Source organism: Ferrovibrio sp. GW821-FHT12F09 (assembly GCF_058806775.1).
In genome coordinates, this window is the sequence record NZ_JBXAPZ010000001.1 from 2,440,867 (window position 1) to 2,463,196 (window position 22,330).

At 64.5% G+C, this 22,330-nt stretch carries 26 protein-coding genes; 5 read left to right on the forward strand and 21 right to left on the reverse strand.

All coding sequences use genetic code 11. The annotated features are described in order from the left end of the window. Positions 1–34 precede the first annotated feature (34 nt). From rplI to rpsF, 4 genes are read right to left on the reverse strand one after another with little or no spacing between them, the layout of a single operon-like run. On the reverse strand, positions 35–586 hold the full coding sequence (gene rplI, locus AC1ROB_RS12130; RefSeq protein ID WP_492970910.1) for a 50S ribosomal protein L9: 552 nt from the start codon (positions 584–586) through the stop codon (positions 35–37). Then, entirely contained in the window at positions 586–1,569 is a 984-nt protein-coding gene (locus tag AC1ROB_RS12135; RefSeq protein ID WP_492970909.1) for a DUF2232 domain-containing protein, read from the reverse strand. Before AC1ROB_RS12135 ends, rplI begins: the two co-directional genes overlap by 1 nt. Positions 1,570–1,614: 45 nt before the next feature. Beyond that, the gene (rpsR, locus tag AC1ROB_RS12140; protein WP_492970908.1) at positions 1,615–1,905 is read right to left on the reverse strand and encodes a 30S ribosomal protein S18; all 291 of its coding nucleotides are present in this window, start codon (positions 1,903–1,905) and stop codon (positions 1,615–1,617) included. Continuing rightward, on the reverse strand, positions 1,905–2,399 hold the full coding sequence (gene rpsF / locus AC1ROB_RS12145; protein WP_492970907.1) for a 30S ribosomal protein S6: 495 nt from the start codon (positions 2,397–2,399) through the stop codon (positions 1,905–1,907). Before rpsF ends, rpsR begins: the two co-directional genes overlap by 1 nt. 277 nt (positions 2,400–2,676) lie before the next feature. Between rpsF and AC1ROB_RS12150 the strand changes: the two genes are divergently transcribed. Then, the gene (locus tag AC1ROB_RS12150) at positions 2,677–2,991 is read left to right on the forward strand and encodes a FitA-like ribbon-helix-helix domain-containing protein (RefSeq protein WP_492970906.1); all 315 of its coding nucleotides are present in this window, start codon (positions 2,677–2,679) and stop codon (positions 2,989–2,991) included. Then, positions 2,988–3,923: an SAM-dependent methyltransferase gene (locus AC1ROB_RS12155; protein WP_492970905.1), complete on the forward strand. Its 936-nt coding sequence runs from the start codon at positions 2,988–2,990 to the stop codon at positions 3,921–3,923. Before AC1ROB_RS12150 ends, AC1ROB_RS12155 begins: the two co-directional genes overlap by 4 nt. Positions 3,924–4,043: 120 nt before the next feature. On the opposite strand, the gene AC1ROB_RS12160 is transcribed toward AC1ROB_RS12155, so the two are convergent. Further along, a complete protein-coding gene (locus AC1ROB_RS12160) occupies positions 4,044–5,093 on the reverse strand; it encodes a methyl-accepting chemotaxis protein (RefSeq protein ID WP_492970904.1) in 1,050 nt (349 codons plus the stop codon). Positions 5,094–5,407: 314 nt separating this feature from the next. On the opposite strand from AC1ROB_RS12160, the gene AC1ROB_RS12165 reads away from it, so the two are divergent. Together AC1ROB_RS12165 and AC1ROB_RS12170 are read left to right on the forward strand one after the other, a co-directional pair. Further along, a complete protein-coding gene (locus AC1ROB_RS12165) occupies positions 5,408–6,799 on the forward strand; it encodes a class II fumarate hydratase (RefSeq protein WP_492970903.1) in 1,392 nt (463 codons plus the stop codon). A gap of 145 nt (positions 6,800–6,944) precedes the next feature. Beyond that, positions 6,945–8,372, forward strand: a complete 1,428-nt coding sequence (locus tag AC1ROB_RS12170) for an FMN-binding glutamate synthase family protein (protein ID WP_492970902.1) — start codon at positions 6,945–6,947, stop codon at positions 8,370–8,372. Here AC1ROB_RS12170 and eutC read toward each other — a convergent pair. Continuing rightward, positions 8,365–9,105: an ethanolamine ammonia-lyase subunit EutC gene (eutC, locus tag AC1ROB_RS12175; RefSeq protein WP_492970901.1), complete on the reverse strand. Its 741-nt coding sequence runs from the start codon at positions 9,103–9,105 to the stop codon at positions 8,365–8,367. The genes AC1ROB_RS12170 and eutC overlap by 8 nt on opposite strands. Then, entirely contained in the window at positions 9,102–10,493 is a 1,392-nt protein-coding gene (locus AC1ROB_RS12180) for an ethanolamine ammonia-lyase subunit EutB (protein WP_492972198.1), read from the reverse strand. The genes eutC and AC1ROB_RS12180 overlap by 4 nt, the downstream gene beginning before the upstream one ends. Before the next feature lie 113 nt (positions 10,494–10,606). Here AC1ROB_RS12180 and AC1ROB_RS12185 point away from each other — a divergent pair, with 113 nt between their 5' ends. Then, positions 10,607–11,359, forward strand: a complete 753-nt coding sequence (locus AC1ROB_RS12185) for an SDR family NAD(P)-dependent oxidoreductase (protein ID WP_492970899.1) — start codon at positions 10,607–10,609, stop codon at positions 11,357–11,359. Here AC1ROB_RS12185 and AC1ROB_RS12190 read toward each other — a convergent pair. From AC1ROB_RS12190 to AC1ROB_RS12255, 14 genes are all read right to left on the reverse strand, one after another. Then, positions 11,356–12,030, reverse strand: a complete 675-nt coding sequence (locus tag AC1ROB_RS12190; RefSeq protein WP_492970898.1) for an SOS response-associated peptidase — start codon at positions 12,028–12,030, stop codon at positions 11,356–11,358. The two genes, AC1ROB_RS12185 and AC1ROB_RS12190, sit on opposite strands and share 4 nt — an antisense overlap. A gap of 41 nt (positions 12,031–12,071) precedes the next feature. After that, positions 12,072–12,539, reverse strand: coding sequence for a nuclear transport factor 2 family protein (locus tag AC1ROB_RS12195; protein ID WP_492970897.1), 468 nt, complete (start codon positions 12,537–12,539; stop codon positions 12,072–12,074). Between the two features lie 25 nt (positions 12,540–12,564). Further along, complete coding sequence (locus AC1ROB_RS12200; protein WP_492970896.1) at positions 12,565–13,356, reverse strand: ABC transporter ATP-binding protein; 792 nt, start codon at positions 13,354–13,356, stop codon at positions 12,565–12,567. A gap of 10 nt (positions 13,357–13,366) precedes the next feature. Further along, complete coding sequence (locus AC1ROB_RS12205; RefSeq protein ID WP_492970895.1) at positions 13,367–14,377, reverse strand: FecCD family ABC transporter permease; 1,011 nt, start codon at positions 14,375–14,377, stop codon at positions 13,367–13,369. Then, positions 14,374–15,417: an iron ABC transporter substrate-binding protein gene (locus tag AC1ROB_RS12210; protein WP_492970894.1), complete on the reverse strand. Its 1,044-nt coding sequence runs from the start codon at positions 15,415–15,417 to the stop codon at positions 14,374–14,376. Before AC1ROB_RS12210 ends, AC1ROB_RS12205 begins: the two co-directional genes overlap by 4 nt. After that, positions 15,417–15,620, reverse strand: a complete 204-nt coding sequence (locus AC1ROB_RS12215; protein ID WP_492970893.1) for a TOBE domain-containing protein — start codon at positions 15,618–15,620, stop codon at positions 15,417–15,419. Before AC1ROB_RS12215 ends, AC1ROB_RS12210 begins: the two co-directional genes overlap by 1 nt. 14 nt (positions 15,621–15,634) lie before the next feature. Further along, positions 15,635–16,432, reverse strand: a complete 798-nt coding sequence (locus tag AC1ROB_RS12220; protein WP_492970892.1) for a molybdate ABC transporter substrate-binding protein — start codon at positions 16,430–16,432, stop codon at positions 15,635–15,637. Then, positions 16,432–17,271 carry an ABC transporter substrate-binding protein gene (locus AC1ROB_RS12225; protein WP_492972197.1) on the reverse strand — a complete coding sequence of 280 codons (840 nt, stop codon included), beginning with the start codon at positions 17,269–17,271 and terminating at the stop codon, positions 16,432–16,434. Before AC1ROB_RS12225 ends, AC1ROB_RS12220 begins: the two co-directional genes overlap by 1 nt. A gap of 19 nt (positions 17,272–17,290) precedes the next feature. Beyond that, the gene (locus AC1ROB_RS12230; protein ID WP_492972196.1) at positions 17,291–18,025 is read right to left on the reverse strand and encodes an ATP-binding cassette domain-containing protein; all 735 of its coding nucleotides are present in this window, start codon (positions 18,023–18,025) and stop codon (positions 17,291–17,293) included. Positions 18,026–18,038: 13 nt separating this feature from the next. Further along, positions 18,039–18,746 carry an ABC transporter permease gene (locus tag AC1ROB_RS12235; protein ID WP_492970891.1) on the reverse strand — a complete coding sequence of 236 codons (708 nt, stop codon included), beginning with the start codon at positions 18,744–18,746 and terminating at the stop codon, positions 18,039–18,041. 70 nt (positions 18,747–18,816) lie between these two features. Next, complete coding sequence (locus AC1ROB_RS12240) at positions 18,817–19,245, reverse strand: response regulator (RefSeq protein WP_492970890.1); 429 nt, start codon at positions 19,243–19,245, stop codon at positions 18,817–18,819. After that, a complete protein-coding gene (locus tag AC1ROB_RS12245; protein WP_492970889.1) occupies positions 19,242–20,273 on the reverse strand; it encodes a sensor histidine kinase in 1,032 nt (343 codons plus the stop codon). The genes AC1ROB_RS12240 and AC1ROB_RS12245 overlap by 4 nt, the downstream gene beginning before the upstream one ends. A gap of 63 nt (positions 20,274–20,336) precedes the next feature. Next, the gene (locus AC1ROB_RS12250) at positions 20,337–21,080 is read right to left on the reverse strand and encodes a cytochrome c biogenesis CcdA family protein (RefSeq protein ID WP_492970888.1); all 744 of its coding nucleotides are present in this window, start codon (positions 21,078–21,080) and stop codon (positions 20,337–20,339) included. A gap of 24 nt (positions 21,081–21,104) precedes the next feature. Continuing rightward, positions 21,105–22,208 (reverse strand): YeeE/YedE family protein, encoded by a 1,104-nt coding sequence (locus tag AC1ROB_RS12255; RefSeq protein WP_492970887.1) that lies wholly within the window; start codon positions 22,206–22,208, stop codon positions 21,105–21,107. Positions 22,209–22,330 lie beyond the last annotated feature (122 nt).

Here is a 22,330-nt window from a genome sequence, read left to right on the forward strand (position 1 = left end):
CCGATTCGTTTCAGACCGATTGCAGTCCGGAGGATCAGGCGTTCTGGGCTTCCGCCTCGGCTTCGCCCTCGGCCTCTTCGTCCTCGATCGAGACGCCTTCGTCGAGCAGGGCCTCGACGCTGACCTGCTTCTCGGCTTCAGCCTCGGAGCGGGCAACGTTCACCTTCACTTCGACTGTGACTTCCGGATGCAGGACCACGGTGACGCCGGTGACGCCCACGGTCTTGATCGGAGCGATCAGGTTGACCTGGTTGCGGTTCAGCGTGAAACCGGCGGCGGTGACAGCTTCCGCGATGTCGCGGGCGCTGACCGAGCCGAACAGCTGGCCGCTGTCGCCAGCCTGGCGCAGCAGGGCAACGCTGAGACCGGCCATCTTGACGGCGACCTTCTCGGCCTCGCCCTTCTTGGCCAGGTTCTGCGCTTCCAGCTGGGCGCGCTGGTTTTCGAAGACCGCCTTGTTGGCGCTGGTGGCACGCATGGCCTTCTTGCGAGGCAGCAGGAAGTTACGGGCGTAGCCGTCCTTCACCTTCACCACTTCGCCCATCTGGCCGAGCTTTTCGACGCGTTCGAGCAGAATGACTTCCATTAGTTCTTCTCCTGGCTGGCTCCGGCCCCGGCGAAACGCCGGCGGAAACCCGCCCATTGTTCGATGAAACCCAGGATAACGACCAGTACACCGACCAGCGCGCTAACCAAAACCAATGCCGCATAGAAGACGGCCAGAACGAGACCCGGCAGGGCGACCTTGGCCGCCAGCCCGTGCACCACCGCCAGCCCCTGCAGGAAGAAGGGGAAGGCGAGAACCGTCGCCGCCGTGGCGCCGACGTAAGCGATGTCGTCGGGCAGAACGAACCCGGCGATGACGGCAACACCGAAGGCAGCTGCCAGATAACGCGGCAGCGTCAGGGCGCTGTAATGCGGCGTGGGCCGGCGGTTCTGCCGGACCAGCATCGCCAGGCCCTGGGCCATGGTGCCATTGACGGCCATCATGGTGAGCCAGCCCAGACCGAGAGCCGAGGGCAGGGCGCGAGCCAGGCTCCCGGCGGCAGCCACATAGTCGATGGCCTTGCCATCGCGCTGCGGCATTTCGGTCGTGATCAGGCGCAGGACCTGCTCGACCTTCGGCTGCAGCATGGCCGGCAGGCCGCCTTCGCGGCCCGCGGTCAGCAGCAGCGCGAGGGCAAACAGCCCCAGCACCCACAGGGTCAGCCAGACAACCAGGCCGCCGGCCGGATACCATTCCAGCCCGTCGTTGACCTCGGCACCGGCAGCGGCTTCCGCCGCCGGCCGGGCCAGCAGAGCCTGTCGTGTCAGCAGCGCGGCCGGAACCGCGAAGATGACGAGATAGGAAGCGCCGGCCTGCAGCCCGTTCATCGCACTGATCAGTGCGCCAAACGCGCCGGCGATCCCGATGGCCGGAAGGCCATGGGTCAGACCGGCGAAGAACAGCGGCAGCGGCACCAGATAGGAGAGCAGGAAGCCGAACGGACCGCTGGTGGCGGTCAGAACAAGCACTGCGCTCGCTACGCCGGCGAGGCTGCCGATGATCAGGCTGCGTGTCATGGTCATGGTTGCAGGTCGTTCCGGTTTTCTATGCGAAAACCAGCTGGGTCCTTACTTGATGACGAACGGCAGCAGAGCCAGGTTGCGGGCGCGCTTGATGGCCTGGGCCAGTTCGCGCTGCTTCTTGGCAGACACTGCGGTGATGCGCGACGGCACGATCTTGCCGCGCTCGGAAATGAAGCGCGACAGCAGCTTCACGTCCTTGTAGTCGATCTTCGGTGCGTTCGCGCCCGAGAACGGGCAGGTCTTGCGACGACGGAAGAAAGGACGACGGGCGGGGCCGCCACGGCCACCGGCGGCGGGCTTGCCGCCGCGCTCAGAAGAGGTACCAGTGCTCGACATTAGGCATTCTCCCCAGGAGCAGCGGCCGGAGCCGATTCTTCACGCTCGAAACGCGGACGACGTTCGCCGCGGTCACCACCGCGCTCGCGGTCGCCACCGAAGCCACGACCACCGCCGCCGAAGCCACGATCGCCGAAGCCACGCTCCGGACGGTCGCCACGCTCGCCGCGATCCTTGTTCTGCAGGACGGCCGACGGGCCTTCTTCCAGCTTTTCGACGCGCACAGTCAGATAACGCAGGATGTCTTCGTGGATGCGCATGTTGCGCTCCAGTTCGGCAACCGCCGCACCCGACGCAGAGATGTTCAGAAGGACATAGTGGCCCTTCTTGTTCTTCTTGATGCGATAGGAGAGGTTGCGAACGCCCCACTGCTCGGTCTTGGAGACCTCGCCGCCCTGGGCCTTGATGATGTCGGTGAATTGCGCGGCCATGGCCTCGACCTGGGTGGTCGAAAGGTCCTGACGCGCGATGAAAACGTTCTCGTAGAACGCCATCGGCAGCTCTCCTTCTGGGTTAGCGGCCCGGCGACGGCACACCATGTGCCGGCGGATCAGGCCTTTAGCCGAACCCGACCCGGGTTCAGCAAGGAGCTATGTAAGGGCGCGGACTATAGCGATTTTCCACAGGCTGGCAACATCGTTCCCGGGCTTGAAAACGCTGCTATATTCACTATATGTTCTCATTGGGTGTATTTGGCGGATTTCCAGTATTAATCGATCCGGCAATGGCCGCGAACGCCAACGAACCGGAATGAACCCGACTGAACGCCGAATGAACCGCAGCGAAGCCAAACGAAGCTCCAACGAACCGAAACGAACCCAAACGAAGCTGAAACACCCCGGTTTTGCAGCAGTGATGACAGTGATTGCAGTGATTGCACAGGAGGCGACGGCCATGGCCAGCGTGACGATCCGGAACCTGGATAACGACCTGAAGGTGAGACTGCGGCTGCGGGCGGCCCTGAACTGCCGGTCGATGGAGGAGGAATTGCGGGCGATTCTGCGGGCCGAGCTGTCCAAGCCACTGATCGACCTAGGGACGGCGCTTGATCTCGGGCCGCCGATCCGGCACTCACCATCGTCATGACCGTCACCGGATATATGGCCGCCGAAGGGTTCGAGGCGCAGCTCCGCGAGGAGCTGGGCGGCCGGATCACGGCTGAATATGAGCGGCTGTTCCTGACCGAAGGCGAAGGCCATGCCGCCAATCTTCACGCTGCATGGGCCGCCAATATCTGGCACGACGTGCAGGATGTCGGCATTGCCTCCATCGGCGATGCGGCGTCGCAACTCAAGAGCATCCAGCGCAACTGGGCGGCCTATGCGCCGCTGCATCACGGCCGCGCCAAGCTGATTGTCGAGAAGCTGCCGCATGTCTCGGCCAAACCGCTCAACTTCGGCCAGCCGCTGCACGCAGCACCCTTGGGCAGCTTCACCCTGCTGGCGCCCGACCGCATGCTGTTCGCGGCACAATGTTCGAGTTCGCGGCCCAATGGCGTGTTCGATTTCAACGAGGACCGTGAAGGCCCGCCCAGCCGTGCCTACCTGAAACTCTGGGAAGGGCTGACGCGGCATGCCGCCTTCTTCGGCGGCGGGTTGCCGAAAGCGGGCGATATCTGTCTCGATCTCGGGTCGTCGCCGGGCGGCTGGACCTGGGTGCTGGGATCGCTCGGCGCAAATGTTACCGCCATCGACAAGGCGCCGCTGGCGCCGACTGTTGCGAAGATGCCCACGGTCTCGTGGCAACAGGGCAGCGCCTTTGCGCTGGAGCCGGCGCGCTTCGACCGCGTCGACTGGCTCTGTTCCGATGTGATCTGCTATCCGGCCCGGCTGCTGAAACTGGCCGAACGCTGGCTGGCGTCAGGCCATGTGCGCAATGCGGTCTGCACGCTGAAATTCCAGGGCGAGACCGATCACGAGACCGCACGGGCCTTTGCGGCCATTCCGGGCAGCCACGTCCTGCATCTGCATCACAACAAGCACGAGCTGACCTGGCTGTGGCGACAGCCGAATGCGTGACAACGAACTTGCCATCCCGGCCAAGCGACGCCGTTGCGTCGCGCGAGCCGGGATCCCATTTCTGGGGGCGTAATAAATGGGACCCCGGGTCAAGCCCGGGGTGACGAAAAAGGACGAAGGTCAGCGCGGCTTCTGGCTGATGACGCCGTACCAGCCCAGGCCGTCATAGGTTTCGTAGCCGATGGTTTTGGCGAAGGCGATCAGCGTGCCGTCGGGCTGGTAGTAGTAGCCGCGCTGCTTGTCGCCGGTCTCCAGCGCGAAGGTCTGGTAGACATTCTGGTTGTCGGACGAGGCGATGATGCGGTTCTTGGCATCCAGCAGCAGCACGCGGGTACGCTGCCATTCTTCCGGGGTCAGGCTCGGCTCGTCCTTGACGATGCTCTTGCCCTGCTTGTCCCAGTCGAAGATGACGCCCAGCACGCCGAGCGGCGCGCCATGGATCTGGCCACCGCTGCGCACGGCGGCGGCATAGATGGCGACGGCCTTGTTGTCGTGGCTGCCGCTCTGGCTGATATCGTCGACCACGTAGTCGTCGCCGCTGGAGGATTGGATGGCTTCGCGGAACCAGCGCGTCTGCGCCACTGTGGCTTTGGCGGCGCGCGGAAACTGCTTGGGGTTGGAGGAGGCGACGATCTGGCCTTTCTCGTTGGCCAGCACCAGGTTGAGATAGACGGTGTAGAAGCGGTTGATCATGCCCAGGCGTTCGCTGGCGCGGGCGAAGAGTTCATCCGAGGGTTCGGCCAGCGCCTGCCACATGGCGTCGTCGGTGGCCCACCAGCGGCAGTCGCAGGTGCGTTCATACAGGTTGCGCACGATCAGCTGCACCATGGTCTGCGCCATGTCGGTCAGGCGCGGCCCTTCCAGGTCCTTCACGATCTGGTCGACGATTTCTTCCGCCGCGCGTTTTGAATCGGCGACGCGCTTCAGCACCACTTCGCGGAAGCGTTTCGAGTTGTCGGAGGCCTGGTTGGCCAGCGCTTTGACTTCCTGCGCGACGACGGCGAAGCTGCGGCCCACTTCGCCGGCGCGCGCCGCCTCGATCGAGGCATTGAGCGACAGCAGGGTGGTTTGGAAGGCGATCTCTTCGTTCTTGGTACCGAACTCCTGGACGTCGCGTTCGATGCCGTCGATAAGCTGATGGACCTGCAGATGGTGAGCCTGTGCAGTCATTGTTTTTATAACTCTGTTTGTATGGCGAGACGGGTCCCACAATGCACGATACATGCCGGATATGCGGCCTGTTCGGTGGCCCTGCGACATCTCGTCCATCGGTATAGCCACCGGGCGTCGACTCGCTGTGAAGGCCAAGATTGTATTCGGATTTCAGACTGGCCCCGCTTGCGGTCGCCGCCAGTTGGCCGATGGAACAAAGGGTTTGCTGCAATATTGTGCAATTTGCACAGCTCGGCTGGATAATACATAGGCATACTTATAACCGTTACGCCGATGCCTTATCCTTCTGGGCCAGGAGAAAGGACCCTGCCATGTCTACCCGTCAGGAACGCGATGCTTTCGGAACCGTCGAGGTGCCGGCCGACCGCTACTGGGGGGCGCAGACCCAGCGGGCGCTGACGCTGTTCCAGATCGGCCGCGAGAAACTGCCGCCGGCGCTGACGCGGGCGATCGGCCTGCAGAAGCTGGCCGCCGCGCGCGCCAATGCCAAACTCGACGAATTGCCGAACGAGATCGTCGATGCGCTGCAGCAGGCGGCCCGTGAAGTCGCGGACGGGAAATTCGACGATCACTTCCCGCTGCCGGTCTGGCAGATCGGTTCGGGCACGGCGACCAACATGAATGCCAACGAGGTGATCGCCAACCGCGCCAACGAATTGCTGGGCCAGCCGCTTGGCACCAAGAAGCCGGTGCATCCCAACGATCATGTCAATCGCGGCCAGTCGTCGAATGACAGCTTCCCCACCGTGATGCATATCGTCACCGTGCTGGAATTGAAGGCCCGCCTGATTCCGGCGCTGCAGAGCCTGCATAAGGAACTCGCCGCCAAGGCTGTGGCCTGGGCCGATGTGATCAAGATTGCGCGCACGCATCTGCAGGATGCGACGCCGATGACGCTGGGCCAGGAATTCGGCGCCATGGCGCGCCAGGTTGAGCTGGGGATCGTGCGCGCCGGCGAAGCGCTGGCGCGCCTCTATCCGCTGGCCCAGGGCGGCACGGCGGTGGGCACCGGACTGAATGCCAAGGTGGGCTTCGATACGGCCTTTGCCTTCGAGCTTTCGGACCTGACCGGACTGCCCTTCGTCACCAATCCGAACAAGTTCGAGGGCATGGGCGCCCATGACGCCTTGGTCGAGACCAGTGGCATGCTGAACACCGTCGCTGTGTCGCTGGCCAAGATCGCCAATGACATTCGCTTTCTGGGCGCCGGGCCGCGGGCCGGCCTGGCTGAACTGGTGCTGCCGCATGACGGGTTGACCTCGTCGATCATGCCGGGCAAGCGCAATCCCACCCTGGCCGAGGCATTGCTGCAGGTCTGCTACCAGGTGATGGGCAACAATGTCACTGTCACCCATGCTGCTGCCGCCGGTCATTTCGAGCTCAACGTCGCCAAGCCGGTGATCGTGTTCAATATCCTGACGTCGATCCAATTGCTGGCGGATGCGGCGCAGGTCTTCGGCACCGGCCTGGTCGCAGGCATCGAGCCCAATGAGGCGACGCTGAAGCGCAATGTCGAGCATTCGATCATGCTGGCCACCGCGCTCAATCCGCATCTGGGCTATGACAAGGTGGCGCAGATCGTCAACAAGGCCTTCGCGGAAGGGATCAGTCCGAAGCAGGCCGCGGTGGCGCTGGGATATTTAAGCGAGGCCGAGTACGACCGGCTGGCCGATCCGCGCAGCATGCTCGGCCCCCGCTCCTGAACAGGTGCTCCTGATGCTGTGCAGTGCAGCACGATGATCTGTCAACATCCTGTTATCGAATGTTAATCCAGGGGCGCTATTACTGATTGTGCTAAGCTCGTCCGACCGTCCGCAGTGACGGCGGTCGAAGGGTGGGGAGACGATCATGGTGGTGGCGTTGTATATCCTGGCCGCGCTGGCGCTGCTCGGCTTCGGAACCATGTCCTGGTATTACATCTACGACCGCTGGATCCAGCGTGACCATGCGATCCGTCGCAATTTCCCGATCTATGGCCGTTTTCGCTATGTCATGGAGAACATGGGCGAGTATTTCCGCCAGTACTGGTTCACCGCCGACTGGGAGGAACGCCCGTTCAATCGCCTGACCCGCGCCTGGGTCTATCGCTCGGCCAAGGGCGTGTCGAACTATGTCGCCTTCGGCTCCGAGGTCGATGCGCAGCAGCCCGGGCATATCTACTTCCTGCACTCGGCTTTCCCGATCAACGACGACGAGGTCGAGGACTTCACCGGCAAGTGGATCGGCAAGGGTATTGTCGGCAACCCGTACAAGCCGAAGAGCTTTTTCAATATCTCGGGCATGTCCTACGGCGCGCTTTCGTCCGCAGCGGTCACGGCACTGTCGGAAGGCGCGGCGATGGCCGGCATCTGGATGGATACGGGCGAGGGCGGCCTTTCGCCCTATCACCTGCAGGGTGGCTGCGATATCTCGTTCCAGATCGGCACGGCGAAATACGGCGTGCGCGACCAGGACGGAAATCTCGATGAAGCCAAGCTGCGCAAGATCGCCGATCTCGAACAGGTGAAGATGTTCTGCATCAAGCTGAGCCAGGGCGCCAAGCCGGGCCGCGGCGGCATCCTGCCGGGCTCCAAGGTGACGACGGAGATCGCCGGTATCCGTGGCATCGAGGCCGGCAAGTCCTCGATCTCGCCCAGCCGCCATCGCGACATCACCGATATCCCGACGCTGGTCGCGCTGATCAACCGCGTGCGCAAGGTCACTGACAAGCCGGTCGGCATCAAGATGGCCGTCGGCAGCTTCGACTTCATCGACGATTTCTTCGGCTATCTGCAGTCGCGCCCTGAAGATGCGCCGGACTTCATCCAGATTGATGGCGCCGAGGGCGGCACCGGCGCAGCCCCGGCGCCGCTGGCCGATTATGTCGGCCAGTCGATCGTCCAATCCCTGCCTCTCGTCGCTCAGAGATTGCGCGAGTATAACCTGCGGCAGCGCATCCGCCTGGTCGCTTCAGGCAAGCTGCTGACGCCGGACAAGGTGGCCTGGGCGATCTGCATGGGTGCCGACTATGTGGTGTCGGCACGCGGCTTCATGTTCTCGCTCGGCTGCATCCAGGCGATGAAGTGCAATACCGGCCATTGCCCCACCGGTGTGACCTCGAACGATCCGCGCTTCATGCGCGGGCTGGATCCTGCCCGCAAGGCGGTGCGCGTCGCCAATTACGCCAAGGCGGTGCAGCATGACGTGGAAGCCATCGCCCATGCCTGCGGCTGCAAGTCGGTGCGTGACCTCAAGGGCCAGCATGTCCGCGTCAACGGCGGCGACATCATCATGTAGGTGGCAGGACCGCGGCGGGATCGACCTTGAGGGCGATGCCGCTCAGCTTTCGCTGCCGCGCTTCGGTCAGCAGCCAGACCAGCAGCTCGGCCGCCGGTTCGGACTGCAGGCCGTTGCCATGGATATTCGAGATGCAGTTGCGCTCGGAATCGACGCGGCCGAGCCGCGGCGCCCAGGTGAGATAAACGCCGAGACTGTCGGCGACCGACAGGCCCGGCCGCTCCCCGATCAGCACCGCCACCACATCGGCCTTCAGCACCGCGCCGATCTCGTCGCCGATGGCAACGCGGCCCTGGTTCACCAGGGCGACGGGTGCAATCCGCCAGCCAGCCATCCTGGCAAAGCAGCGCTGCAGCAGCGGCACGGCCTGTGCCGTCACGGCACGCGCCGATAAGCCATCAGCCAGCACAAAAGCCACATCCCAGTCGCCGGCTGCGGCCGCGAGCGTATCGAGACAGGCGGGATCAAGGCGACGGCCGAGATCCGGGCGGCGCAGATAGGTGGCGCGGTCGGCCGCCCGGCTGTGCAGGTGGAGGGTTGGATGGGGCGCGAGCTGCGCGGCGATCGCGACGAACTCGGCGGTGCCGTGCACGGCATCGCGGGCACGGCTGTGGGCGGCTTGGAATTCCAGCAGCGGCGCCGTGGGCATCGCGTCGCCGCTGCGGCCCAAGCCGATGCGGGCCTGCGTGGTGCTGCGCCAGCGCGCCCAGATATCCCGGGTCACATCGTTCATGTCGTCATGCCGGTCAGGCGTCGCAGGGCGGCGCTGTCGGGTGCTGGCGGCGGCAGGCGGCCGTCATCGCTCAGCATGCCCATGCGGCCGAGCCAGGCTTCGAATTCCGGTGCCGGCCGCAGCTTCAGCAGATGACGCAGGCCCAGCACATCGTGGAAAGACAGGCTCTGGTAATTCAGCATCACGTCGTCGGCGCCGGGCACGGCGATCAGGAAGTTCACGCCGGCGGTGCCCAGCAAGGTCATCAGGCTGTCCATGTCGTCCTGGTCGGCTTCGGCATGGTTGGTGTAGCAGACATCGACGCCCATCGGCAGGCCGAGCAGCTTGCCGCAGCAATGATCTTCCAGTCCGGCGCGGATGATCTGCTTGGCATCGAACAGGTATTCCGGACCGATAAAACCGACCACGGTGTTGACCAGCAATGGCCTGAAAGTGCGGGCGACCGCATAGGCGCGGACTTCCAGCGTCTGCTGGTCGACGCCGTGATGCGCGTCGGCCGACAGTGCGCTGCCCTGGCCGGTCTCGAAATACATCACGTTGCTGCCCACCGTGCCGCGCTTCAGGCCGAGTGCTGCATCCTGTGCTTCCTTCAGGATGGCGAGATCGACACCGAAACCCTTGTTCGCAGCCTCTGTGCCAGCGATGGATTGAAAGACCAGATCGACCGGGGCGCCGCGCTGCATCATCTGCAATGTCGTCGTGACATGGGCCAGCACGCAGCTTTGTGTCGGAATCTCGAAACGCTGGCGGATGGTGTCCAGCATCTCCAGCAGGCGGATGCCATCGGGCACGCTGTCGGTGGCGGGATTGATGCCGATCACCGCATCGCCGATGCCGAAGAGCAGGCCATCCAGCAGCGCGGCGGCAATGCCTTCGGCATCGTCGGTCGGATGGTTGGGCTGCAGCCGGCTGCCCAGGCGGCCGGGCAGGCCCAGCGTGGTGCGGAAGCCGGTAATCACCCGGCATTTCGCCGCGACCGCGATCAGGTCCTGGTTGCGCATCAGCTTGGAAACGGCGGCCACCATTTCCGGTGTCAGGCCGGGGGCGAGCCGGGCCAGCGCCGCGCCATCGGCCTGATATCCCAGCAGCCAGTCGCGGAACTCGCCCACTGTCATCGAGGCGACCGGCGCAAAGGCTGCAGCATCGTGGCTGTCCACGATCAGTCGCGTCACTTCATCCTGCTCGTAGGAGATCAACGCCTCGTCGAGGAAGACGCGCAACGGCAGATCGGCCAGCGCCATCTTTGCCGCCACGCGCTGTTCGTCGCTGACGGCGGCGATGCCGGCCAGTTCGTCGCCCGAGCGTCGCGGCGAAGCGCAGGCCAGCAGCGCCTTCAGGTCGGCGAAGATATGGCGGGTCCCATTCAGGCTGGCGGTGTATTGCGGCATCCGGACCTCGATCTGTCCGTTATTGGCAGCAAGAAGCATACCAGAGGCTTGGGGACGTTGCATGACGCTTTTGCCTGGGCAAAGCTGAAGCCAATCAGACGGGAGAAAATGTCATGGACCTCGGGATCAGGGGCAAACGGGTGGTAGTGGCTGGCGGCAGCCGCGGCATCGGCCGGGCCATTGCACTGGGCTTTGCAAAAGAAGGTGCCGCTGTGTCGATCTGCGCGCGGGGCGAGAGTGGTCTGCGTGAAGCGGAAACGGCGCTGAAACAGGCCGGCGGCAAGGTGCATGCGGCTGCCTGCGATCTGGGCGACGGTCCGGCGGTGCGTGGTTATGTCGAGGCGGCGGCCGTGGCGCTCGGCGGCATCGATATTCTGGTCAATAACGCGTCAGGCTTTGGCCGCACCGACGATGAAGCCGGCTGGGCCGCCTCGGTGAATGTCGATCTGATGGGCACGGTGCGCGCCAGTCAGACGGCGATCCCGCATCTGGAAAAGGCCGGCGGCGGCTGCATCCTGCATATTTCCTCGGTCTCCGGCCTGATGCCCAGCGTGCGCACGCCGGCCTATGGCGCGGTCAAGGCCGCGCTGATCCAGATCACCATGACCCAGGCGACGGCGCTGGCGAAAAGCAAAATCCGTGTCAACTGCGTGGCGCCGGGTTCGATCGAATTTCCCGGCGGCGTGTGGGACCAGGCGAAGACCGGCAATCCCAAACTCTACAACGGCATCCTCGCCGGGATTCCCTTCGGGCGCATGGGCACGGCGGAAGAGGTGGCCAATCTGGCGCTGTTCCTGTGCTCGGATGCGGCCAGCTGGATCACCGGCGAAACCGTCACCGTGGATGGCGGCCAGCGCTTTGGCTAGGCGACGGCTTTCAGCGCCGCGTTGAGCGGCGCGAAACATTCCGGCCCGTCGGCCTTCACGCCGTTGACCACCGGGGTGACGCGATAGCGCGCCATGGCTTCGGCGGGATAGCTGCGCATCAGGCGCTGCAGGATGCCGCGCGGCGTGGCGGGATCGAGCCAGAGACCGAACTGCTCCACCGGCAGGATCACCGGCATCCGTTCATGCAGCGGCACTAGATAGTCATTCGCTGCGGTGGTGAGGATGGTGAAGCATTCGGCATTGCCAAAGGCGGCTTCGGGCTGCCACAGGGCGGCGAAGGCGAAAACGCTGCCGCCCTTGAGGCCGATGCGCCAGGGCTGTTTTGTCTTCTGGCCCTCGATCACCTGCCATTCATAGAAGCTGTCGGCCGGCACCAGGCAGCGGCGCTGGACGAAGGCTTCGGCAAAGCTGGGCTTCTCGGCGGCCGTCTCGCTGCGGGCATTGATCAGCGGCGCATTGTTCGGGCCGGCGAAGCCCCAGCGCAGCATAGCCAGATCGCGTTTGCCGGCAGCGTTCCGCACCACGGCGGTCGTCTGCGTCGGTGCGATATTCCAGCGCGGCGCCAGATTGGGGCGCTGGAACAGCTCATACAGCTCGAAAAAAGCCGCGAGGTCGTCGAGCGTCTTGGTCTGGCTGAAGCGTCCGCACATGCCATCTGCATAGCGGATCGCAGCCGATTCGGGCTAGCCTGTTACGCCAGATGCGGACGGGCTTCTTCGCGGCTTTTCAGCTCGGCGCCGGCACGGGTGAGGATCTTGGCCACCCGTTCGGGCGCGAAGCCGAGATCGACCAGGGCCGGACCGGCATTGGCCACCTCGCGGTAATCGGCGATCAGGCCATCGCGCAGGGTGAAAATCGCCACGCCCTCGAACATCACGCGCCGGCCGCCGGCTTCGGGCAGCAGCGACCTGTAGGAGAAGGTGTAACGGGCATAGAGCGTGGTGCCATTGCCAACCGGGTCATGCAGATGCCAGCGGAAGTCTTCGGCTGTGCGATAGAACCAGTCATCCACCAGCTCGGCGATTTTCTGCCGGCCGTGGAAGGCGCCATAGAAAACATCGTGGTAGACCGCATCTTCGGTGAACAGCGCAGCAAAGCCCTTGCCATCGCGGTTCTGTACGGCTTCGGCAAAGCGGCGCAGCAGGGTCTGCGTGTCCATGGTTCCTCCGGTCTTTTGCCGGATGCTAGCGCGTCGATCCCTGCTGCGGCAAGCAGACAGGACGGCGGCGTCCGTCGCTGAGCGTGACCGTCACGATCTCTACCGCGATGCCATAGAGCTGCTGCAATGCAGCGGGGGTGACGATATTCTCCGGCCGGCCCAGATCGAGATGCCCGTCGCGCTGCAGCAGGGCGACCCGGTTTCCGCAGAGAAAGGCCTGATCGGGATCGTGGGTGGAGAGCAGCACGCCAATGCCGTCCCGCGCCAGACCGGCGATCTGGTCCAGCACGCGCAACTGGTTGCCGAAATCCAGGCTGGCGGTTGGCTCGTCCAGCACCAGCAATCGTGTCTCGGCGGCCAATGCCCGGGCGATCAGGGTCAATTGTCGCTCGCCGCCGGAAATCCGTGTGTAGATGCTGTCGGAGAGATGCGCGATGTCCAGACGCTGCAGAGCGGCCATGGCGGCCGCACGATCCTTTGCCGTGGGCGCGGCAAACGGTTTCAGATGGGCGTTGCGTCCCATCAGCACGACATCGAAGACGGTGAAGGGGAAATAACCGGTCTGCGCCTGCGGCACATAGGCGATGCGGCGCGCTGTTTCGCTTGGAGAGAGCGTCGCCATATCCGCGCCATCGAGCCACACCTGTCCGCCCAGCGGCTTCTGCAAGCCGAGCAAGCTGCGGAACAGGGTGGTCTTGCCGACGCCATTGGGGCCGAGCAAGCAGAGCACTTCGCCCGGCTGCAGGCTGAAGGACAGGCCCTGTGCCAGCATGCGGCCGGGAAAGCCGATGGCGAGATCGCGCGCGTCCAGCGTCATTGCCAACCCATTATTGCCAACTCCGGCGCGTGCGCAGCAGGATCCACAGGAAGACCGGCGTGCCGATCACGGCAGTGAGAATGCCGAGCGGAATCTCGATGCGCGCCGCCACGCGGGCCAGGGTATCGATCGCCAGCATGTAACCGGCGCCGAGCAGCAGCGAAGCCGGCAGCAGCAGCGCGAAGCGCGGCCCGACCAGCAGGCGCGCCAGATGCGGCACCAGCAGGCCGACCCAGCCGATTACGCCGCTGATCGCCACTACGGCCGCGGTGATCAGCGTGGCGCCGGCGACCACCGCCAGCCGCACGCGGGTGGGATTGACGCCCAGGCTGCGCGCTTCCTCGTCGCCGAGCGACAGCACGTCAAGTTGCCAGCGCAGCAGCCAGAGCGGCACCAACCCGGCCAGAACCACCGGGATGGTGCCGTGAATATCGGCGGGCGCGATGGCGGCGAGGCTGCCGAGCAGCCAGAAGGTGATGGCCGGCAGCTGGTTGTAGGGATCGGCCAGATATTTCATCAGGCCGACGCCGGCGCCCCCCAGGGCACCGATCAGCACACCGGACAGCACCAGCGTCAGGATCGGATCGTGTCCACGGACGGCGGCGGCGATGGCATAGACGATAGCGACGGTGCCCAGTCCGATGGCGAAGGCCAGCATCTGAATGCTGAAGACATCGAGGCCGAGGAAGATGCCGAAGACGGCGCCCAGGGCGGCGCCGGACGACACGCCGAGGATATCGGGCGACACCAGCGGGTTGCGGAACAGCTGCTGATAGGCGGCACCGGCCGCCGATAGCGCCGCGCCGACCGTGACGGCGGCGAGCACGCGCGGCAGGCGGATGCCGAACAGCACGCTGTCAGCGCCGGCATTCAGGCCACTCGGTTGCCTGACAAGGCGGTGCAGGATACCCGCCAGCGCATCGCCGACCGGCAGCGGAAAGCGTCCGGCGGTGAGGGCGACCAGCGCCAGCAGTGCCAGCAGGCCTGTGGCCGCCAGAAAGGCCCAAGCCGTGCGGTTCACAGGCTAAGGCCGTTCATCGAGCGCAGCATGGCGTCGAGCTGCGTCTTGTCGGGCGCCTGATGGTAGAGACGGGTATAGGCATCGGTGACGAAGGTGCGGAGGTCTTCCGGGAACTGTGCCGGATAGAGGATCGCACAGAGCCAGCGCAGACCGAGCAGGCGGTTGAGCGCCGGCGGAAAGTCGATCCAGCCAAACGGCGCGTTCGGCGCCAGATAGACGCGGCCGTCGCGCACCGCCCGGATGCCGCGCCACAGCGGCTGGTCGCGCAGGCTGGCATGGAAGGTCGGGTCGATGGTGACGATCACATCCGGATTCCAGGCCAGAACCTGTTCCAGCGATACCTGCACCAGCCCGCCCTGGCCCAGTTCGGCGGCGACATTCACCGCGCCGGCGCGCTCGATGATCTCGGTATTGATCGAACCGGCGAGGCCAGTATCCAGACCGCGCGGACCGCGACCGTAATAGACGCGTGGCCGGCGGCCCTGCGGCACCTGGCTCAGCCTCGTCGTCACCAGATCGAGTTGCGCACGCACCCAGCCGGCCAACTCGGCGGCGCGCTGCGGCTCGTTGACGGCGACGCCGAGTTTTTCGATGCCTGTCGCCATGCCATCAAAGCGGCCATCGAGCAGGATATAGGGCAGGCGGGTCTGCTCCTGCACGCGGTCGGCCAGCGAGACGAAGGTGGCATTCACCGTACCGTAATCGAAGATCAGGTCGGGTTTTGCCGCCAGCAGGGTTTCGACATTGGCCGTGTTGCCACGTCCGGTCAGGCGGCCGAGCACCGGCAGGTCGGCATAGGCCGGTGCCACGAAGGGCCGCTCATGATCGCGCCATGATGTGGTCCAGCCCAGCAGTTTCTCGGGCGCCAGCGCGAACAGCAGCAGCGAGGCCGGCGGGCCGGCTGCATAGACACGGCCGACCTGCGCCGGCAGGCTGACGCGGCGGCCGCCATCGTCGACGATCTCGCGCGCCGTTTGCGCGCCGGCCGCGAAGGGGACGGCAAGCGCCGTTCCGAGAAAGGCGCGCCGGCTGAGCCGCATCACTTGCCGACGATGACGTCCGAAGCCTTGATGACGGCGTAGGCCGTCTCGCCTTTTTTCAGCTTCAGTTCGTCCAGCGCTTCCATGGTGATGGAGGCGGTCACCATAGCGTCACCAACGGCGATCTTGACCGTCGCCGTGGTTTTGCCCTTGGTGATCTGCTTGACCTTGCCCTTGAGGATGTTGCGCGCGCTCAGCTTCATGGGGGGACTCCCGGTTAGCGGATGGGCGAAAAGCCCTGCGCCGTCAGGATAGCCTGTCCCCTGGGCGAAAGCACGAAATCGGCGAAGCGTTTTGCTTCCGGCCGTCCATTCACGGCAACGCCCATGCCATAATCGGCACCGACGCGCAAAGCCTGGGGCAGGGCAAGCTGCCGCAGGGCCGGGGTTTCCTGCCGGGCCAGCACGGCGTTGGTGCAATAAGTCAGGAAGATGTCAGCCTGCCCCTGGTCCACCAGCATGCCGTAGACATTGCGCCCCTGTGGCGGGGGTGGCGAAGCGGGGCCGCCGGTCAGTTGCATCGCCTTGGCATCAAGCTTTGTGTAGCTGCCCCTCTGCACGGTATCGGCCTTGCGAAAAACCTCCCAGGCATAGTCGCCCGAAGGATCGGCCTTCGGCGTCGAGGTGCCGAGCCGCACCGTGGCATCCAGCATCCGGGCCAGCAATGTCTCGGGTGTTACGGCCAGCGCCGGATGCACCAGCGCGCACATTTCGTTGCGGGTGAACAGTGCCACGGCGCCCAGCCTGCCGCTCTGCGCCAGCATCTGGGGATGCTCCATGTTGGCGGAGGCGAAAACCTCGGCCGGCTCGCCTTTTTCGATGCGCTCGCGCAGCAGGCCCGAAGCGCCGTAGGTGCCGGCAACGCTCAGGCCGGTGTCGGCCTTGAACGCAGCGGCGATCTCGGTCATTGCCGCGCGCAGGGAGCCAGCCGCATAGAGGCGGACCGGTTCCTGCGCCACGGCAACGGTGTTGCTCATGCCCAGTATTGCGATCAGGACAAGAGCAATGCGGCGCATCAGCTGTTTGCGCCGGGCTTGTAGTTCGGGAAGAACAGCTGCTCGCCCTCGATCTTATAGGCAGCGATGGCGTCCTGGCCTTCCTTGGAGACAACCCAGTCGGCAAAGGCCTTGCCTTCCGCGACCTTCACATGCGGATGCTTGGCCGGATTGACCAGCATGACGCCATACTGGTTGAACAGTTTCACATCGCCCTGCACGGCAATCGTCAGGTCGCCGCGATTCTTGAAGCTCAGCCAGGTACCGCGGTCGGTGAAGGCATAGGCATTCATGGCGCTGGCAGTGTTCAGCGTCGGCCCCATGCCGGAACCGGTTTCGCGATACCAGCCGGTACCGGCGGTCTTCACGTCGATATCGGCTTCCTTCCAGATGCGCAGTTCGGCCGCGTGGGTGCCCGAGCTGTCGCCACGCGAGGCAAACGGCACCTTGGCGGCGGCGATCTTCTTGTAGGCTGCGATCACATCCCTGCTGCCGGCGATCTTGGCTGGGTCGGCCTTCGGGCCGACAATGACGAAATCGTTGTACATCACCAGACGGCGGTCGACGCCCCAGCCATCGGCGACGAATTTCTGCTCGGCCACCGGATCGTGCACGAAGACCACATCGGCGTCGCCCTTCTCCGCGGTCTTCAGCGCCTGGCCGGTGCCCTGGGCCACCACGCGCACCTGAATGCCGGTTTTCTTGGTGAAGGCCGGCAGGATATGGCCGAACAGGCCCGACTGTTCGGTCGAGGTGGTGCTGGCGACGACAATGAACTTTTCCTGCGCCAGAGTGGGTAGCGCGACCAGTGCGAGAGCAGCGCCGGCAACAAGGCCAAGAAGATGTCTGCGGTTCATTATGGTTTCCTCCGTTGAAGCATTACCAGGTGAGATCGCCCTTCAGGAACGCGGCGGCTGCCTCGCTCTGGGGATTGTCGAAAAAGCGGTTGGCCGGTGTGCGTTCGGCCATGTTGCCGCCATGCAGGAAAATCACGTCGCCGGCCAGGCGGCGGGCCTGTCCCAGATCATGGGTGGTCATCACAATCTTGGTGCCGGTACGGCCGATGCTGTCGATGATGCCTTCCACCTGACGGGCGGCATTGGGATCCAGTGCCGCGGCGGGTTCGTCGAGGAACAGGATCTGCGGCTCCAGCGCCCAGGCGCGGGCCAGGGCCAGGCGCTGCTGCTCGCCGCCCGACAGCACGCGGGCCGGCCGGTCGGCAAAAGCGGCAAGACCGACGCGATCCAACGCCGCCATCGCCTTGGCGGTGCGTGCGGTATGATCGAGGCCGCGCAGTTTGAGTGGAAACACCACATTGCCCAGCACCGAACGGCGCAACAGCACCGGCTTCTGGAACACCATGGCCTGGCCGAAGCGCAGGCTTTCCGGATTCTGTGCGGCGCTGCCCTGCCAGGAGACGCGGCCGGCTGTCGGCGTCAGCAGACCGTGGCACAGCCGCAGCAGCAGGCTTTTGCCCGCTCCGTTGGGACCGAGCACCAGGGTCGGGGCACCGGTGTCGAAATCCAGGGTGATGTCCCGGATCAGGCTGCGGCCCGCCACGCTGTAGCCGACACCGTCCAGACGCAGCGGCAGCAGCGAGGCGCGGGCATGCATCGCGGTCACCGCGTCAGGCGCCCTGCCGCCGGCGCGCGGCATTGCCGAGCGTGGAGGCAGAGGCGTTGATGCCGATGGCGATGCTGAGCAGAACGATGCCCAGTGCCATGGCCAGCGCCAGGTCGCCGCGGCTGGTCTCCAGTGAAATCGCCGTGGTCATGGTGCGGGTATAGCCGGCGATGTTGCCGCCGACGATGATGATGGCGCCCACTTCGGCAATCGCGCGGCCGAAGCCGGCCAGCACGGCGGTGCTGAGCGAGAAGCGGCCGTCCCACAGCAGGGTGGCGATGGCTTTCAGCGGGGTCAGGCCGAGCGAACGCAGTTGCTCTTCGTATTCGCTCCACAGATCGGCGACGATCTGGCGCGACAGCGCGGCGACAATGGGAGTGATGAGCACCACCTGGGCCATCACCATGCCGGCCGGGCTGAACAGCCAGCCGAGCGGTCCGAGCGGACCGGAACGCGACAGCAGCAAATAGACGATCAGACCGACCACCACCGGCGGCAGGCCCATGCAGGCATTGAGGACGACAATACAGATGTTGCGGCCGGGGAAGCGGGTCAGCGCCAGCAGGGCGCCGAGCGGCAGGCCGATGGCGCTGCCGATCAGCACGGCGGTCAGGCTGACGCCGAGCGACAGGCCGACAATGCGCAGCAGCTCGGCATCGAGATGCAGCATCATCTGCAGGGACAGCAGGAAGGCGTCGGAAATCGTGTTCACGCTATCGACTTAGCGCAAACCGACGGCGGCAGGCAAAGAGATTAAACCGTTATTTTCAATCCGATTTTGGCTACAAAAGTATTTGTTGCCAATCGGGCTTTGCGGTCGATACGGGGCGCTGCTCCGGCACCAGCTGGCGGATCATTGTCGCGAGCCTGGCTTCGCTGAACCATTTGCCGATGCTGGGCCGGTTCCGCCAGCGCCCGTCGAGGCCAGCTTCGGTATAACCGGTTGAAAAAAAGAAGGGGATGCCAAGGTCATCCAGCCAGCCGGCCAGTTCAAAGCTGCGTTCGCCCCGGATATTGATGTCCAGGATCGCGATATCGATGTCAGCCCGATGGTCCCGGACGCAATGGAAGGCATCCTCCAGATGCATAAAGGGCCCGAGCACCACACAACCGAGATCGAGCAGCAGGATGTCTTCTATCGCCATGGCAACCAGAGGCTCATCCTCGAGAAGCATGATTCTGACACCGGCGACGTCCGGATGGGCGCTCATCCGGAAAGCGCCTGGTATGGCAACACCATATGGCAGGTCAGACCGGCTGGTTCGTACTCGATGGTGAGGGCCCCGTTCAGGTCGCCGGTGATACTGCGCTCGATCAGTCGTGAACCGAAGCCGTGGGACTGGGGTATCGTGGCGGGCGGGCCGTTGCTTTCCTGCCATTTGAGAACCAGGGGGCTTGTGGGATCGGCAAGGCGCTGCCAGCGGATAGCGAGGCGACCCTCCGGAACGGAGAGCGCGCCATATTTCGACGCATTGATCGCCAATTCGTGAAATACCATGCCCAGGGATAGCGCGCTTCGGGGCGGCAGGCAGACCGGTTCTCCTGCCAGCGTAATCTGCGTCTCGATGCCATAGGGCTCGAATTCTGCCTGCAGCAGACCCTGCAGGTCCGGGCCCTCCCACGCACTCTGGATCAGCGCATTATGGGTGCGCGACAGGGCCATCAGGCGAGACTGGAACGCTTCGACGAAATCGCCCGGGTTTACGCAGCCGCGCAGTGTATTCGTCGCGATGGCGGAGACGGTCGCCAGGACATTTTCGATCCTGTGATTCATCTCGTCCATCAGAAACTGTTGCTGCTCTTGTGCCGCGACACTCTCGGTCACGTCGATGCCCGAGACGAAAACGCCTGAAATGGTACCATCGTTTTCGAATAACGGCTGACAGGTCAGGTCGAGATAATATGTGGCAGGCTGGAGCGTGTTGTGGCGCGGTGGCGCAAAGCGAAGGCCGCGGCCGGTATAGGCAAGACCATGAATGAAGGCGTCGTCGAGACGGCGTGTGAGATTCTGCGCCTGCTCGCCCTGCAGCAGCATGCCCATGGGCACCCCGACGACGTCGTAACCGAACAGATCAAACCAGCGGTGATTGACGAACTCGAAAATATGCTGCGGGCCACGCAGCACGCCCATCAATCCCGGCGAGGTATCGAACAGATGCAGCAGGAAGTCGCGTTCATCCAGCAGAAACTGGCTCTGAGCTTTCAGCACGCGCGTCTTTTCTGTTATGCCTGCGTTCATGCCGGTACCGTGCAGACCAAAATAGGCGCGGGTCTAGTGATCTTTTGGCGCTACGCGACGGTGTCAGCCGATCAGGGCGAACCAGGGAAAAATTTCCAGCAGGTAATAGCTGAACTGCCCCAGGCTGTTAGTGAAGATCAGCAGGCCAGTGACCACCAGGAGTACCCCGGCGGTGATATCCACCTTGCGCAGGTGCTGCCGGAATTTCCGCATGAAGCTCATGAACGGCTTCATCGCCAGCGCCGCCAGCAGGAAGGGAATGCCCAGACCCAGCGCATAGGTTGCCAGCAGCGAGATGCCATAGCCGAGATCTTCGCGGCTGGCGGCCACGGTGAGGATGGTGGCAAGGATCGGACCGATGCAGGGCGTCCAGCCGAAGGCGAAAGCCAGGCCGATAACATAGGCGCCCACCAGATTGACCGGCCGCTCCTCGGTGGTGATGCGCGCTTCGCGGTACAGCAGCGGGATTTTCAGCAGGCCCATCGTGTGCAGGCCGAACAGCACGATCACCGCGCCGGCGATTTTCGCGATGATGTCGATATGCTGTACCAGCAGGCGGTTCAGCGCCGAGGCTGAGGCCCCCATGATGATGAACACGGTGGAGAAGCCGATGACAAAGGCCAGCGCCGAGACGACGACGCGGCGCGTCAGTGCCGGATCGACGGCGTCTGCGGCCACCACGCGGTCCAGCGTGGTGCCGGCAACGAAGCACAGATAGGCTGGCACCAGCGGCAGCACGCAGGGGCTGAGAAAGCTGATCAGCCCGGCGCCGGCGGCGCCGGCATAGGAAATATCGAGGCCGCCCATGATGGCGTTGTTGCTCCGGCTGTTTCAGTCGCGCGCGAACAGTGCGCGCACGGCGCCTGTGAGGCTGCCTTCCTCAAGATAGCGGACCCCCAGGATGCCGCCAATCACGATGCCGGCGACTGCGACAAAGCTGCTCAGGGCCAGCGTGCTCAGGCCGGTCAGGCCCTGACCGACGGTGCAGCCCATGGCCAGCACACCGCCGATGCCCATCAGCACGCCGCCAAACAGATGCGACAGCATGTCGGTTGCGCTGCTAAAGCCTTCGAGGTGGAAGCTGCCGGTTGCTCTGGCCATCAGAAAGGCGCCGAGGATCACGCCGCCGACACTGCTGATGCCGAAATCGAGCTTGGCGCCGGTGAAGGTCATCAGGTATTGCAGCGCCGCACCGATTGGCGCCACGAAGGTCATCGAAGCCAGCGGCACCGGGTCGAAATCGTCGGCGCCAAGGATGCCGGTCGCGGCCCAGCCGGCGGTGATGACCAGCCCCACGATCGCGCCGGCCGCGATCAGCACCGGCCTGGTCCTGAAGCGTGCGTCTTTGAACACCCAGAGCAGCAGCAGAGCGGGAATGGCCGCCGCGAGGAACCAGCGCAGCATCTGCACATCCTGTCCGAGCAGACCGCCGAGAAGGTCGGGCAGCGACTGGCCGGCAAAGCCGCGCGGCTTGAGGTCGATGGCCGTCGAGCGTTCGAGCCAGGCCCGGGCGGGACCGAGCAGGCCGCGCAGGGTGATGTAACCCGAGAGCCCGATCATCAGCACCACCAGCAGGGATTTCAGGTTGCCGGCGCCCAGACGGGCTAGCGTGCGGTTGCCGCAGCCGCCGGCCTGCACCATGCCGAAGCCGAACAGCAGGCCGCCGAGCAGGGCACCGAACCAGCCGATTGTCGCGGTCGCATAGATCGAACTGCCCAGGTCGATCAGGCCGGCCAGATGCAGTCCCTGGCTGCCCAGCATGGCTACGGCAATTGCCAGTACCCAGCTGCGCAGCCGGCTGGCATCCCCCATCAGCACTGCGTCGCTGATCGCGCCCATGGTGCAGAAGTTGCTCCGCTGCACGGTGGCGCCGAACACCATCCCCAGCAGCAGGCCGGCCAGGTTGACGAGTACAGGCAGGGGCAGGGCGGTCATGGCCGCTGGGTCTCCGAGGGCAAATTTGCCAGTGTTTATGCCAAGATGCCGGGATTATAGGATTTACATAAGCCATGGGAAGTATTAAGTTTTCCCACGTCCGTTTTGTGGGATTTAAGTCG

What these genes read in the sequence shown, in the direction of transcription:
- AC1ROB_RS12150 (WP_492970906.1), top strand. Translation starts at nt 2,677, where the DNA reads ATGAACCGCAGCGAAGCCAAACGAAGCTCCAACGAACCGAAACGAACC.
- AC1ROB_RS12245 (WP_492970889.1), bottom strand. Translation starts at nt 20,273, where the DNA reads ATGAACGCAGGCATAACAGAAAAGACGCGCGTGCTGAAAGCTCAGAGC.
- AC1ROB_RS12170 (WP_492970902.1), top strand. Translation starts at nt 6,945, where the DNA reads ATGGTGGTGGCGTTGTATATCCTGGCCGCGCTGGCGCTGCTCGGCTTC.
- AC1ROB_RS12230 (WP_492972196.1), bottom strand. Translation starts at nt 18,025, where the DNA reads ATGCATGCCCGCGCCTCGCTGCTGCCGCTGCGTCTGGACGGTGTCGGC.
- AC1ROB_RS12220 (WP_492970892.1), bottom strand. Translation starts at nt 16,432, where the DNA reads ATGCGCCGCATTGCTCTTGTCCTGATCGCAATACTGGGCATGAGCAAC.
- rplI (WP_492970910.1), bottom strand. Translation starts at nt 586, where the DNA reads ATGGAAGTCATTCTGCTCGAACGCGTCGAAAAGCTCGGCCAGATGGGC.
- AC1ROB_RS12185 (WP_492970899.1), top strand. Translation starts at nt 10,607, where the DNA reads ATGGACCTCGGGATCAGGGGCAAACGGGTGGTAGTGGCTGGCGGCAGC.
- AC1ROB_RS12200 (WP_492970896.1), bottom strand. Translation starts at nt 13,356, where the DNA reads ATGACGCTGGACGCGCGCGATCTCGCCATCGGCTTTCCCGGCCGCATG.
- rpsR (WP_492970908.1), bottom strand. Translation starts at nt 1,905, where the DNA reads ATGTCGAGCACTGGTACCTCTTCTGAGCGCGGCGGCAAGCCCGCCGCC.
- AC1ROB_RS12135 (WP_492970909.1), bottom strand. Translation starts at nt 1,569, where the DNA reads ATGACCATGACACGCAGCCTGATCATCGGCAGCCTCGCCGGCGTAGCG.
- rpsF (WP_492970907.1), bottom strand. Translation starts at nt 2,399, where the DNA reads ATGGCGTTCTACGAGAACGTTTTCATCGCGCGTCAGGACCTTTCGACC.
- AC1ROB_RS12240 (WP_492970890.1), bottom strand. Translation starts at nt 19,245, where the DNA reads ATGAGCGCCCATCCGGACGTCGCCGGTGTCAGAATCATGCTTCTCGAG.
- AC1ROB_RS12215 (WP_492970893.1), bottom strand. Translation starts at nt 15,620, where the DNA reads ATGAAGCTGAGCGCGCGCAACATCCTCAAGGGCAAGGTCAAGCAGATC.
- AC1ROB_RS12250 (WP_492970888.1), bottom strand. Translation starts at nt 21,080, where the DNA reads ATGGGCGGCCTCGATATTTCCTATGCCGGCGCCGCCGGCGCCGGGCTG.
- AC1ROB_RS12195 (WP_492970897.1), bottom strand. Translation starts at nt 12,539, where the DNA reads ATGGACACGCAGACCCTGCTGCGCCGCTTTGCCGAAGCCGTACAGAAC.
- AC1ROB_RS12160 (WP_492970904.1), bottom strand. Translation starts at nt 5,093, where the DNA reads ATGACTGCACAGGCTCACCATCTGCAGGTCCATCAGCTTATCGACGGC.
- AC1ROB_RS12210 (WP_492970894.1), bottom strand. Translation starts at nt 15,417, where the DNA reads ATGCGGCTCAGCCGGCGCGCCTTTCTCGGAACGGCGCTTGCCGTCCCC.
- AC1ROB_RS12180 (WP_492972198.1), bottom strand. Translation starts at nt 10,493, where the DNA reads ATGCCGCAATACACCGCCAGCCTGAATGGGACCCGCCATATCTTCGCC.
- eutC (WP_492970901.1), bottom strand. Translation starts at nt 9,105, where the DNA reads ATGAACGATGTGACCCGGGATATCTGGGCGCGCTGGCGCAGCACCACG.
- AC1ROB_RS12190 (WP_492970898.1), bottom strand. Translation starts at nt 12,030, where the DNA reads ATGTGCGGACGCTTCAGCCAGACCAAGACGCTCGACGACCTCGCGGCT.
- AC1ROB_RS12155 (WP_492970905.1), top strand. Translation starts at nt 2,988, where the DNA reads ATGACCGTCACCGGATATATGGCCGCCGAAGGGTTCGAGGCGCAGCTC.
- AC1ROB_RS12255 (WP_492970887.1), bottom strand. Translation starts at nt 22,208, where the DNA reads ATGACCGCCCTGCCCCTGCCTGTACTCGTCAACCTGGCCGGCCTGCTG.
- AC1ROB_RS12165 (WP_492970903.1), top strand. Translation starts at nt 5,408, where the DNA reads ATGTCTACCCGTCAGGAACGCGATGCTTTCGGAACCGTCGAGGTGCCG.